11 protein-coding genes and 1 tRNA gene are annotated in these 12322 nt (G+C 48.1%); 4 read left to right on the forward strand and 8 right to left on the reverse strand.

The genetic code is table 11. The annotated features are described in order from the left end of the window. Positions 1–3: 3 nt before the first annotated feature. The 7 genes from B147_RS0111420 to htpG form a co-directional block, all read right to left on the reverse strand. On the reverse strand, positions 4–327 hold the full coding sequence (locus B147_RS0111420; RefSeq protein WP_020587332.1) for a hypothetical protein: 324 nt from the start codon (positions 325–327) through the stop codon (positions 4–6). A 2-nt stretch (positions 328–329) separates the two neighbouring features. Beyond that, the gene (locus tag B147_RS31180) at positions 330–1061 is read right to left on the reverse strand and encodes a TIGR04255 family protein (protein ID WP_083927884.1); all 732 of its coding nucleotides are present in this window, start codon (positions 1059–1061) and stop codon (positions 330–332) included. A 427-nt stretch (positions 1062–1488) separates the two neighbouring features. Next, a tRNA-Val gene (locus B147_RS0111435) sits at positions 1489–1564 on the reverse strand. A gap of 54 nt (positions 1565–1618) precedes the next feature. After that, positions 1619–2932: a hypothetical protein gene (locus tag B147_RS0111440; RefSeq protein WP_020587335.1), complete on the reverse strand. Its 1314-nt coding sequence runs from the start codon at positions 2930–2932 to the stop codon at positions 1619–1621. Between the two features lie 2 nt (positions 2933–2934). Beyond that, a complete protein-coding gene (locus B147_RS0111445; protein WP_020587336.1) occupies positions 2935–3918 on the reverse strand; it encodes a polyprenyl synthetase family protein in 984 nt (327 codons plus the stop codon). Next, a complete protein-coding gene (gene rimO / locus B147_RS0111450) occupies positions 3915–5246 on the reverse strand; it encodes a 30S ribosomal protein S12 methylthiotransferase RimO (RefSeq protein WP_020587337.1) in 1332 nt (443 codons plus the stop codon). The genes B147_RS0111445 and rimO overlap by 4 nt, the downstream gene beginning before the upstream one ends. Continuing rightward, complete coding sequence (htpG, locus tag B147_RS0111455) at positions 5243–7165, reverse strand: molecular chaperone HtpG (protein ID WP_020587338.1); 1923 nt, start codon at positions 7163–7165, stop codon at positions 5243–5245. The genes rimO and htpG overlap by 4 nt, the downstream gene beginning before the upstream one ends. Positions 7166–7334: 169 nt before the next feature. Here htpG and B147_RS0111460 point away from each other — a divergent pair, with 169 nt between their 5' ends. Continuing rightward, positions 7335–7904 (forward strand): NUDIX hydrolase, encoded by a 570-nt coding sequence (locus tag B147_RS0111460; RefSeq protein ID WP_020587339.1) that lies wholly within the window; start codon positions 7335–7337, stop codon positions 7902–7904. 99 nt (positions 7905–8003) lie between these two features. Here the strand turns inward: B147_RS0111460 and B147_RS0111465 are convergent, their stop codons facing one another. Continuing rightward, positions 8004–8252: a hypothetical protein gene (locus B147_RS0111465; RefSeq protein WP_020587340.1), complete on the reverse strand. Its 249-nt coding sequence runs from the start codon at positions 8250–8252 to the stop codon at positions 8004–8006. A gap of 158 nt (positions 8253–8410) precedes the next feature. Here B147_RS0111465 and B147_RS28215 point away from each other — a divergent pair, with 158 nt between their 5' ends. The 3 genes from B147_RS28215 to B147_RS0111480 are packed head-to-tail and all read left to right on the forward strand — an operon-like array spanning position 8411 to position 12160. After that, positions 8411–10531, forward strand: a complete 2121-nt coding sequence (locus B147_RS28215; RefSeq protein ID WP_020587341.1) for a ribonucleoside triphosphate reductase — start codon at positions 8411–8413, stop codon at positions 10529–10531. A gap of 20 nt (positions 10532–10551) precedes the next feature. Then, positions 10552–11307 (forward strand): anaerobic ribonucleoside-triphosphate reductase activating protein, encoded by a 756-nt coding sequence (locus tag B147_RS0111475; RefSeq protein WP_020587342.1) that lies wholly within the window; start codon positions 10552–10554, stop codon positions 11305–11307. Positions 11308–11332: 25 nt separating this feature from the next. Continuing rightward, positions 11333–12160 carry an EFR1 family ferrodoxin gene (locus B147_RS0111480; protein ID WP_020587343.1) on the forward strand — a complete coding sequence of 276 codons (828 nt, stop codon included), beginning with the start codon at positions 11333–11335 and terminating at the stop codon, positions 12158–12160. The last annotated feature ends 162 nt before the right edge of the window (positions 12161–12322 follow it).

Below are 12322 nucleotides of genomic sequence, written 5' to 3' on the forward strand. Positions count from 1 at the left end.
TTGCTAACTCAGAAACCCTTCTTCATTCTCAACAGCATGAAATGAGAGTTTTCGAGGCTTATTAAATCTCACTTTTATTTTTTTTACTACTGGCATAGCAACGATTGGCTCCAAACTGTCTTGGTGCGATGCCTGCCTCATTGTTTCATGTTTCAATTGATAAAAGCATTGATTCTCAGATGTACATTCATACTGATAATCATAGGACGTACCTGCATACACTTGGCCGGCAGAATCCGGTGTGAAATTCAGAGAAATTAATGATGCTGTGCCAATGCCTATGACCATTTTATAAACCGAGTTTGTCGAGCTTGATAATTCTACCATGACTATTCTCCATAAATAGGATTGAATTCTTCAAGAAACGAGTCTTTCATTAAAGAAAAAAAGAGTTCTTTTTCTTTAATATGGGCGTTTTCAACAACCTCAATATAATTCTTTAAAAAAGACATTGAATTTTCGATGTTGCATAAGATATCAATATCAATAATGGAGCCTGAAATCGAATGGTTCCCTTTCACCATGGTGACAGAATTGCCAATTTGAAGGATTTTTATGTAATCTCCATCCACCTCTTCTGTACGGATATTTGTTGACTCTTTTTTTAGCTTTTTACCAATTAAGTCAATTTCGCAGTGTATTTTCCCAAAAATATTGTTTTTGAAATGGTTGATATATCTAAGGCCTAACCTTTCAACTTTAGTCATAACTTCAGCGTCAATGCTTTTTGACAAAATTTCATAGAAGAAGGCAGACCATTCTTCCCATCCACAATAGGGGGTATTAGTCGAAAAAGTTAAGACATCTGGCCCAATGTTTAGGGTATGTTTACCACTCACGAATTGATGATAGGCTTTATATTTTAATGATGGATCTTGACGCCTTATAGCTTCCGGGATTTGGAGTATTGGTAATGAAATAGGTTTTCCATCAAATAGGCTTCCAATTTTTCCATAAAACATACCAAAAATGGCATCACTAGGGAATTTCGATGAATATCGAATTTCAAGAATTGCTTCCTGAACCGGACAAGGATCTATTTTAGCGGGCAATTTATTCATAATACTTACCACTATCTATTTGATTCTTTAATCATTTTTTTATTAAATTCAATTGCCACAAAAAACCATATTTCTTATTAAACACGAACTTCCATAATATAAGGAGAATAAACATTTGCAAGTTTTTTTCAACGCTATCGAAAAAAATGTCAATTAGTATATCCTTTCTCATTCTTAGCGGACAATTGGAAAAAATACAATACACTCCAATAAGAAAACCAGAATTTCTCATCCAGATCCGGGCATACCTGAATGAGAGTTTCCGGAAAGCTAACACATAACTCCGGGGGGCAGCCAAAGCACGCCCGCTTATATTTTGACAGGGGGCGGACCAACCCCGCGGGTTTTCAATTAATTGTTTTGGCAGCAGCCGGTAGCAAAAACTAAAAAAGCACTTACGAACTTTTTCGTAAGTGCTTGATTTTTATGGTTGGCACGAGCGGACTTGAACCGCTGACTTCTACCGTGTCGAGGTAGCACTCTACCAACTGAGTTACGCGCCATTAAATTTAGGTAATTTCTAACAGACCCTTGAAATTATGTCAAGAATATTGAAGCTATTCTTGCAGTGTTTCCTGAATAATTCCCTGGCCGGTCGTGTTGTCCGATCCCTGGGGAAAGGTGTCCGGCTGCGGGGCAATAACTTTTGTGTCGTCCTGGGGCGTCTGGGGGGCCACGTTGTTGTCCGGGGAGGCTACAAATCTTATTTTCACCGCTTCATCAGAAACCACGGAAACTTCAATACCGAATTCCTCAAAGGTTCTCAGCATCACAGCATTGGCAAACTGGGCAGGGGTACCTTTATAGTTGACCTCCATAATGGCATGGGAAGATCCAAGCTCCCGGGGCGAAATATCTTCAATCTCCCGGATGTCTTTGAGCTGACGTTTCAGGGCAATAAACCGGGTCAGAAAATTGTCCCCTTCCACATAAAGATCAAAGGCTCTTTTCTCTTTCATGGCCTGGGCCCAGAACCCTTCAAGTTTTTCCTTCAAGGCTTGCCCGGCGGTATCTGCGGCCTGGACAAGTGCCTGGTCTGCGCCCTGGGCATCCGTGCTTTTGGCCGTCGCAGTGGCAGTGGTGCGGATCTCCTCTTTCTGGGAAGCCATATCCAGCACCGTAAAGGAAACACCCGCCTCAAAGGTTTTTTCATTACCCATCCGGTTCGCGGACTCCTGGGCCGATGCCATGCCAAAAACGACCATGTCGGCCCCAAGGGCCTGCCCCATGGCCATGGCGGCTGCCTGGTCATCCATGGCAGAAAATACAACATGATAGGCAGCAGGATCAGGATAATTATTCCCTGTAACAACCAAAGGAATATGGGCGTGCTCAAATACGGCTTTCAGGCTTTTTTCAGCAATGGAGGTATAGGATTGTCCTTCCGGTTGCCACCACCAGCACCGGGGTTGCGTATCTTCAAGTCCCTGTTCTGCAATGAGCAAAAGAACCTTTGGATTGTTCCGGGCCTGGTTGAAGATACCGGAATCACGCAGGCGTTTCTTCATAAGGTCCAGGCTGATCTTTGATTCTACGCCCACAAGATATGCCCCATTGTGGGCCCTGCCGTTAATAACCCGGTACGTAGACACAAAATCCATGGTACGGACAAGAAGCTGGTCGTAAAGAAAATCAAGATTTTCGCCCAATTTCTTCTGGGATACCACAGAGACAAAAGCACTTTGAACCGCCTTTTCCAAGGCATCTGTCACTGCAGCCTTTTTGGCACTTAACGTATCCTGACCGCTTATTTTATGCCGGCCGGTGGTGATGTAGACACTATCCTGCCCGGCAGCCATTGCCCCGGCCAGGGAAAAACAAAAAATCGCAATGATAAATGCGGCCAATAAAAATCGGAATGGAGAGATCATGGTCATACCTTTCTGAGGATGGAATAATCCGCAATCAGTTCCAACAGATATTTTGAATCGGATTCAGGAAAAATATCCAAGGCGGTTCGGGCTGACTGCACATGGGCAAGGGCCCGGTTGTTTGTATATTCAATGCCGCCCAAACGGGTCAGAAGGACTTTAAGACTTTCAAACTCGTCCGGATTAAACTGTGGCCGGGCCATGGCATCCAGCATCCATTCGCGGTCCTGGGCATCGGCCTTTCCAAGACTGTAAATCAGGGGCAGGGTCAACTTGCCTTCCCGCATATCCGCCCCGGGATTCTTGCCCAGCTGTTCGGCGGTGGCGGTATAGTCCAGCAGATCGTCGGCCATCTGAAAGGCCATGCCCAAGTGCCAGCCGTAATTTTTAAGGGCGGTTTCCCGATTTTCATCGGCCTTGGCCACAATGGCACCGGTGCGGCAGGCACCCTGGATCAAAACGGCGGTCTTTCGCTCTATGATTTCATTGTACTCATCTTCTGTGAGGTCCGGGTTCCCCTTTTTTTCCATCTGGAGAATTTCGCCCTGGGACATGTCTGCCGTAATTTGAGCGATCACTTCAATGACCCGGGGGGATTTTGTTTTTGCGGCAATAATTAGCGCTGTGGCCAAAAGGAAATCCCCTGTAAGTACCACTGTGGGCGCATCCCACAGGGTATGGGCGCAAGGCTTGCCCCGGCGTGTATCAGAGCCGTCCACCACATCATCATGGAGCAAAGTGGCTGCATGAAGGTACTCAAAAATAGTGGAGAACTCGATTTCCTGCCCGGTCTGGAACCCGCACATGCGGGCGGCATGGATCATGAGCAGCGGCCGCAGCCTTTTACCGCCGGCAAACAGCAGATGGCCTGCCACCTGCCTGACCAGATCCAGATTCGGGGTCAAATTTGTTTCAAGGGCCTGCTCCACCAGCAAAAGGTCCGGACCGGCCAGCGCCATAATCTCTTTTTTTATATTTTTTGTCACACCATCTCCCCGGCAATATCATATTCAAATGCGTCGGTTATTTTTACCTGAACCAAGCTGCCTATGTCCAGTCCATCTGAATAAATAAATGTTACCCCATCCACTTCAGGCACCTGGAACGGGGTTCTGCCGATGTATACCCCGTCCTCAGGACTTTCTTCCACAAGAACCGGATAGACACGGCCCACATGCCGGGCATTGCGTTTTTCTGAAATCTTTGCCTGGGCCGCCATAATGGTGTCATGCCGCAGTTCGGCCAGGTCTTCGGGGACATGATCGTTTAACTTGTGGGCGGGCAGGTCATGGGCGTCGGAATAGGTGAATACCCCTAGGTGATCAAATTCCACCTCCTGTATAAATGCCAACAGGTCCTTGAACTGCTGGTCTGTCTCCCCGGGAAAGCCCACGATTACGGTGGTCCGCAACACGGCATCCGGATCCAGCTGTCGAATATCGGAAAAGAACCGGGTAAGATCCTGCCGGGTATACGGCCGGCCCATGCGTCTCAAGACCTCATCATGGGCATGCTGAATGGGCACATCATAGTATGAACAGATATTGGGATGGCGTTGCACCGCTTTAATGACCCGTTCATCAAGGGTACTCGGGTGGGTATACAAAAACCGCAGCCAGGCGGCCGGATCTTTTCGGGCCATAGTTTCCGCAGTTTTTTCAAGCACCGTATGAAAGTCCGGTCCATCCAAATCCAGACCGTAGTCCGTGGTGTTTTCCGCTGTGAGGATGACCTCTTTAACGCCCTGATCAAGAAGCGCAGACGCCTCATCGCAGATCAGTTCTACGGGCCGGGAACGCTGGCGTCCTCTCAGATTGGGAATAATACAATAGGTGCAATGACGGCTGCATCCTTCGGACACCTTGATGTAGGCGGTTTTTTCACAAAGAAGTTCCCGGGCCTGCACAGGGGTGTCCACCTGCCGGGTGTCGGGCTCTGGAAACAGGGTAAATGGGGTCTTGCCGGCATTTTCCACGGCGCTTACGATATGATCACAGGCTGCAGTGCCTAAAAAAGCATCCACTTCCGGCAAACTATCCAAAAGATCCGGGTCATCCTTATACCGCTGGACAAGACAACCGGTAACAACCAGGTGCCGGCACACACCGGTGGTTTTAAATTCAGCCATCTCCAAAATAACATCAACCGCCTCCTGGGAGGCGGTTGAGATAAACCCGCAGGTATTTATGATGATGGCATCAGCCTGAACCGGGTCAGTTATGATCTGATGGCCGGCTGCAGTCAGCCGGCCAAGCATAATTTCACTGTCCACCTGGTTTCTTGAACAGCCCAGGCTTTCAAGGCAAATTTTCATATGGATTTTGCCATAAGATCTCCCACAAGAGAGGAAAACCGTGCCGGATTATCAAGCTTGCCGCCTTCGGAAATCACGGCAATATCATAAAGCAGGTCGCAATAGTCCGTAAGCACGGGGTTTGTGGTGTCAGATTCAAACACGGACTTAATTTTTTCCATGACCGGATGGTTAACATTGACTTCCAAGGCACGCTTCTGATCCGGGGCTTTCTGGCCGGATGCTTTCAGGATTTTCTGCATATAAGCGCTCATGGCCCACTCATCGCCTGCCAGACAGGAAACAGAGTCCTTGAGCCGGTTGGAGACCACCACGTCCTTGACCTTGCTTTCCAGCTTGCCTTTAAGAAAAGAGAGCAACGCAGAATACTCGTTTTTCTTTTCGTCATCCACCTTTTCCAGGTCAAGGTCGCCTTTTTCCGCGCTTTTCAGTTTCTTTTCCTTGTACTCGGGCAGGGATTGGGTCACCCATTCATCAATGGGGTCCACCATGAGAAGGACTTCGTAATCCTTTGCTTTGAGCGCCTCAAGCAGCGGGGAATTGACAAGAGAGGCCAGATTTTCACCCGTGATGTAGTAAATCTCTTTCTGGCCCTCTTGCATGTTTTCAATGTATTGGTCAAGGGTCACATATTTGTCACCGGACTTGGTGGTTTTGTAACGCAGCAACGATGCCAGCCGTTCCTTATTATCGTAATCCGTGGGGATACCGGCCTTAAGGGCCTGGCCAAACTCCTCGTAGAATTCAATGTATTTCTCATCTTCCATGCCTTCGAGCACGCTAAAAATCTGTTTGACCAGATTCTTGCGGATATTTCTGACCAAGCGGTCTTCCTGCAGAATCTCGCGGCTGACATTAAGATTCAGGTCCGGTGCATCCACAATGCCCTGGACAAAGCCCAGATACTCGGGCAAAAGCTCCTTGCAGTCATCCATGATAAACACCCGCTTGCAGTAAAGCTGCATGCCGTGTTTACGTTCCGGCCGGAACATGTCAAAGGGGGCCTTGGAGGGAAGATACATGAGCACATCATACTCGGTCACCCCTTCAAACTTTTTGTGGATAATTTCACAGGGGTCATCCCAGTTATGGGAGATGTGTTTATAGAACTCCTTATGTTCCTCTTCGGTCACATCGTCCTTGGACTTGGCCCAGATCGCCTTCATGGAGTTCAGGGTCTCGTCTTTTCTGACTTTCCGGTAGGTCTCTCCGATGGGCTTGCCGTCCTTGTCTTTGATAATCTCATTTTCAGGAATGGGCTCGCTGGTCTCCACGTTCATGATAATGGGATAGGTGACGAAATCGGAATGCTTTTTAACGATGTTGCGGATGACATACTCTTCGGTGAAATCCTGCTCGCCTTCTTCCGGATCTTTGAGGAACAAGGTAATCTGTGTACCCCGTTTTTCCTTGTCAATCTCTTCAAGGGTATATTCACCCTTACCGTCGGATTCCCACCGGACCCCCTTTTCCTGTCCCGGGGCTTTGGTATCCAGGCGCACCTTGTCTGCCACGATAAAAGCAGAATAAAAGCCCACGCCAAACTGTCCAATGAGTTCCGGGGAGAGGCCGGTTTCATTCTTTGACTTTTCCAGTGCTTCCATAAAGGCTGCAGTGCCGGATTGGGCAATGGTGCCGATATTGTCATTGACCTCGTCAAAGGTCATGCCGATACCGTTATCCGTGATGGTGAAGGTTTTGGCTTCCTTGTCCGCAGCCAGGCGAATATGATAATCATTGTCATCGGCAAACAGATCCGGTTCTGTCTGTTCCTTGAATCTGGCTTTGTCAATGGCGTCCGAGGCGTTTGAAATCAACTCCCGGATAAAAATCTCCTGGTTGGAATAAAGAGAATGAATAATCAGATGCAAAAGCTGCTGAACTTCGGTTTTAAATTGTCTGGTTTCTTTTTCTGCCATTATAACTCCTAAGAACTTTACGGTTTAACGATTAAAATTAAATTTTTTTAATAATAATTGTCGCTAAAAACTAATTGTCAAGACAACGGGTTAAAATTCAAAAAGGCCCGGTTTGACAACGGCAGATTAAGATTGTAGGCTTGATAGATATAGTTTAAAAGGATGATCCATGAACATCTCATCATATATTGAAATAATAAATTCAGCTATTGTTTCGGCCGCCCATCCGCCGGCCCCGGATCCTGCGCAGTTTAAGCCCACATCCGTGATGGCACTCTTTCTTTTCAACCGGGAACCTGCCCTGCTGTTCATCCAGAAAGCGGACCGGGAAGGATATGCCTGGCGCAACCAGATGGCTTTTCCAGGCGGACATGTGGAACAAACAGACGCTTCGGCCAAGCAAGCGGCCTTTCGTGAGCTTTATGAAGAGACAGGCATTCTTTCTGAAAATGTGCAGTATATCGGATCACTGGGACATTTTCAGACCTTGAAAAACCGGGACATCCAAGCGTTTACAGGTATCTGGAACCAGAAAGATGACATCGTTTTTGAGACCGAAGAAATTTCAAGAGTGCTTGAAATTCCCTTTGAAACGCTCCTGAAAACCCACCGGAAAAACGGCTATGCCGGCCACAGGCCCGGTGTCAAGGAACTGACTTATCCATACGAAGATGTGGTGATATGGGGAGTTACAGCCCAGATTGTTCACCACCTGATAGAGGTAGTCGGAGACATTTAACTCGTGCCTTTCCAGAAATAAGCATTTTCATCCAACGAAGGTTCGAAGAAGAGCTTTAGCTCACAATTGGGCAAAAAGGCTATTTCTGATGGGCACGAGCTACTCGTTGTTGATCCTGTTGTTTAACCGCACATAAACCTTAACAACCAGAAAACCGGAAAGCCCGGCCAGCAGCAACGGAAACCATATATGGCGGGCAAGCCTAGGATCGTCACCAGCCACAATCACTCCGCCCACGGCAAAACAAAAGACCAGCACCATAGACCAAATCAGGAGCCAGCAGGCGAAGTTTGAATCATACCACGGTGTTATGGTTTTTCTAAAAAACGGATTCTGGTCAAGTTGCATGACACCCTTGTGTGATTTGTGTTAAAAACACAACATATAGTTTTTTTGTATTGACACACAACTACATATCGCGTTAAATTTAAGCTGCAGCCCGGGGTTCCCCGTCTGCATTCTCATCAGAGTATGTGAATATCAATCAGATTTCAAGAGGTAGTCAAATGTTTGAACAAATCAAAAAAAGAGACGGACGGGTAGCTGCGTTTGATTCTTCTAAAATAACAAACGCTTTGATCAAAGCAGGTGCAGCAACCAAGGAATTCAACGGCAGGGATGCAAAAAAAATGACCATGCGGGTACTGACCCTTGCCCGTGACCTTCAACTTGGGCCCATTCCCGAGGTGGAGGAGATCCAGGATATTGTGGAGCGGGTACTTCTGGATTCCCCGTTTTACAAAACCGCCAAGGCATACATCATCTACCGGGAGCAGCACAACCAGATCCGGAAAATTGCCATCAATGAAAACGTCGGCCTCATGGAATCTTACATCAGCCGCATGGACTGGAAGGTCAGGGAAAACTCGAATATGAGTTACTCCCTCCAGGGACTAAACAACTACATCTCCTCGGATATCACAGCCGAATACTGGCTCAATAAAATCTATCCCCCGGCCATCCGGGATGCCCATTACAGCGGAGATATCCATATCCATGACTTAAGCCTTCTGTCCGTATACTGTGTGGGCTGGGATCTGCAGGATCTTCTCCTTGAAGGCTTCAAAGGCGTGGCCGGCAAGGTAGAGTCCTCTCCGCCCAAACATTTCAGAAGCGCCTTGGGCCAGGTCGTCAACTTTTTCTATACCTTGCAGGGAGAAGCGGCCGGAGCCCAGGCCATGTCCAATTTTGATACCTTGCTGGCCCCGTTTGTCCGATATGACAAGCTTGAATACAAAGAAGTTAAACAGGCGTTGCAGGAATTTGTTTTCAACATCAATATCCCAACCCGGGTGGGCTTTCAAACACCTTTCACCAATATCACCATGGACTTGAACGTGCCTGCCATGCTCAAGGATTCCCCTGTCATTATTGGCGGAAAATACCAGAAAGACACCTATGCCGCATTCCAAAATGAGATGGACATGATTAATTCCGCATTTGCAGAAGTGATGATGGAAGGTGATGCTAAGGGCAGGGTATTCACATTCCCCATTCCCACATACAACATCACGGCGGATTTTAACTGGGCAAATCCCAAACTGGAAAATATATGGAAAATGACGGGCAAATACGGCATCCCCTATTTTTCCAACTTTGTCAATTCCGACATGGACCCCGAGGATGCACGCTCCATGTGCTGCCGGCTCAGACTGGACAACCGGGAACTGCGCAAGCGTGGAGGCGGGCTTTTCGGTGCAAATCCGTTGACCGGCTCCATCGGGGTTGTCACCTTGAATCTGCCCAGGATCGGGCGCCTTGCCGAGGATGAGGCAGATTTTTTCAACCGCATGGATAAGCTGATTGACATAAGTGCCGAATCATTGGGTATCAAGCGCAAAATTCTTGAAAAGTTCACCGAAGGCGACCTGTATCCCTATTCAAAATTCTATTTGCGACAAATCAAGGAAAACACCGGTGTTTACTGGCGCAACCACTTTTCCACCATTGGCGTTCTGGGCATGAATGAAGCCTGCCTGAATTTCCTGGGCACGGACAGCGGCATTGCCACCCCCCGGGGCCAGGCCTTTGCTGTCAAGGCCATGGATCATATCCGCAGCAAAATCGAAAGCCTGCAGGAAAGCACCGGTGAAATATTCAATCTGGAAGCAACCCCTGCCGAAGGCACCACCTACCGGTTTGCCAAACTGGATAAAAAGAAATTCAAACACATTGTCTGCGCCAACGAAGAAGAGTTTAAAAACGGTTCCGACCCCTTTTACACCAACTCCACCCACCTGCCGGTAAACTATACCGATGACTTGTTTGAGGCGCTGGAACTTCAGGACGAACTGCAAACCAAATACACCGGCGGCACGGTTCAGCACCTGTTCTTGGGTGAGGAGGTCTCAGACGTGGAGGCAGTCAAACACATGGTCTCCAAGGTGTCCAACACCTTCCGCCTGCCCTATTTCACCCTGACACCCACCTTCAGTGTCTGCCCCACCCACGGTTATATTGCAGGGGAACATGCCAAATGCGAAACCTGCAATGCCGATACGGAAATCTACTCAAGAGTAGTGGGCTATCTGCGGCCGGTGAGCCAGTGGAACAACGGCAAACAGACAGAATTTCACATGCGCAAGACCTATACCCCCCAGAAGGTGGCGGCAAAGATCGCATCATAACCGTTTAAAAACCGTTACCCATGTATCTTGGCGGATTTCAAAAAAATTCCCTGATTGATTTTCCGGGAACCATAGCCTGTGTGGTGTTTACCCGGGGGTGTAACTTCACCTGCCCCTATTGCCATAATCCGGATCTTGCTACCGGAACTGCCCGTCCCGACAGGGGCGTCAGTTCCGGTAATTCGGGTTTGAATCCATTAAACCTGAGCCAGTCCGACAACCCGGATCAGAGAGAAATTTTAAAATTTCTGGACAAACGCAAGGGCATGATTGAAGGTGTTGTGGTTACCGGCGGAGAACCCACCCTTCAAGCGGATCTGACTGATTTTATCCAAACGGTCAGACAGATGGGATATAAAGTCAAGCTGGACACCAACGGCACAGCGCCTAAAGTGCTGGACGTTCTGTTTGATCAGGGCCTTGTGGATTATCTGGCCATGGACATTAAAACAGATATAGACCACTATCCCATGGTGATGAAAAATCCCGGACACCTGGACCGGATCATGGAAAGTATTGCGCTGATCATGAAAAAAGCACCGGCCTATGAATTCAGGACCACCTGTGCAAGACCGTTTGTCTCGCCTGGGATTATGGAAAATATCGGCAAAATGATCCGGGGGGCAGAATCCTATGTGCTCCAGCCCTGCTCACGGAACGTGGATGTGCTGGATCCGGGTTTTGCCGCCGTGGATGAACATTTTCTAAGCGCCGATGATATGGTGGCATTAAAGGCCGCCGTTTTACCCTTTGTGAAAGATACCCGGATACGATAGAACACAAGAAATGGAGGTTTCAGGCATGAAAAAGATTACCCTTGTATATTTCAGTCCCACCAAAACAACGGAAACAGTGCTTAGAGGAATAACCCAGGGCCTTGCCCGGAGTTTGGAAATCAGTGGCGCTGAAATCACGGCCGTCAACTTCACCAGTCCAAAAATTCGGGAGACCGAGCTTGAACCCTTTGACGACAATGATATCGTGCTGTTAGGGGCACCGGTATATGCCGGCCGCCTGCCCGCAGATGCCGCTGATTTCTTTAAAAAGATGACGGCGGCCGGCACCCCGGCCATACTCACCGTAGTATACGGAAACAGGGAATATGAGGATGCCTTACTGGAACTTAAGGATATTGCATCGGCATGCGGATTTATCCCTGTTTCCGGGGCAGCCTTCATTGGCGAACACTCCTTTGCCAGTACGGATATTCCCGTTGCCATGAACCGGCCGGATGAAAACGATCTGAAACAGGCCGAAGACTTTGGCGCCGATACCGGAAATTTACTCAAAACAACCACTGAGTTAAAAAAAATTTCCGCCTTGAAAGTCCCGGGAAATTTTCCGTACAAGGAAGGCATGGGCAAGGGAGCCCCGGACTTCATTGAGGTGACCGATATGTGCACGAACTGCGGGATTTGTGCCACGGCATGTCCGACAGAGGCGATTGATGCGGAAAAAGGATATGCCACCATTGCCGCAGACTGTATTCTGTGCTGCGCCTGTATCAAGGCATGTCCGGAACAGGCGAGGTTGATGAAAGACGGCCCCATCAAAGATAAGGCCAGGTGGCTGAACGAAACCTGTTCAACGCCCAAACCTGTCCAGCTCTTTTTTGCCACGGGAGTCTGAATTTCTTATTTGTGTCAACCGCCCTGAACAGGCCCATAAATCAGCGTATCAAGGCGTAGCGCCTCTGCCAGTGCTGACGCATAAATAATAAAAGGTCGGCCGAAGTTGTTCCGCCCACTCCTTTTTGGGAAAATTCCGCCTTTCCTTCTTTCAGAAGGCATC

The sequence above is a fragment of the Desulfobacter curvatus DSM 3379 genome (assembly GCF_000373985.1).
GTDB lineage: Bacteria > Desulfobacterota > Desulfobacteria > Desulfobacterales > Desulfobacteraceae > Desulfobacter > Desulfobacter curvatus.

Bases quoted from the DNA above. Each gene is read 5' to 3' on its own strand.
- B147_RS0111420 (WP_020587332.1), bottom strand. From the start codon at position 327: ATGGTAGAATTATCAAGCTCGACAAACTCGGTTTATAAAATGGTCATA.
- B147_RS31180 (WP_083927884.1), bottom strand. From the start codon at position 1,061: ATGAATAAATTGCCCGCTAAAATAGATCCTTGTCCGGTTCAGGAAGCA.
- B147_RS0111440 (WP_020587335.1), bottom strand. From the start codon at position 2,932: ATGATCTCTCCATTCCGATTTTTATTGGCCGCATTTATCATTGCGATT.
- rimO (WP_020587337.1), bottom strand. From the start codon at position 5,246: ATGAAAATTTGCCTTGAAAGCCTGGGCTGTTCAAGAAACCAGGTGGAC.
- htpG (WP_020587338.1), bottom strand. From the start codon at position 7,165: ATGGCAGAAAAAGAAACCAGACAATTTAAAACCGAAGTTCAGCAGCTT.
- B147_RS0111460 (WP_020587339.1), top strand. From the start codon at position 7,335: ATGAACATCTCATCATATATTGAAATAATAAATTCAGCTATTGTTTCG.
- B147_RS0111465 (WP_020587340.1), bottom strand. From the start codon at position 8,252: ATGCAACTTGACCAGAATCCGTTTTTTAGAAAAACCATAACACCGTGG.
- B147_RS28215 (WP_020587341.1), top strand. From the start codon at position 8,411: ATGTTTGAACAAATCAAAAAAAGAGACGGACGGGTAGCTGCGTTTGAT.
- B147_RS0111475 (WP_020587342.1), top strand. From the start codon at position 10,552: ATGTATCTTGGCGGATTTCAAAAAAATTCCCTGATTGATTTTCCGGGA.
- B147_RS0111480 (WP_020587343.1), top strand. From the start codon at position 11,333: ATGAAAAAGATTACCCTTGTATATTTCAGTCCCACCAAAACAACGGAA.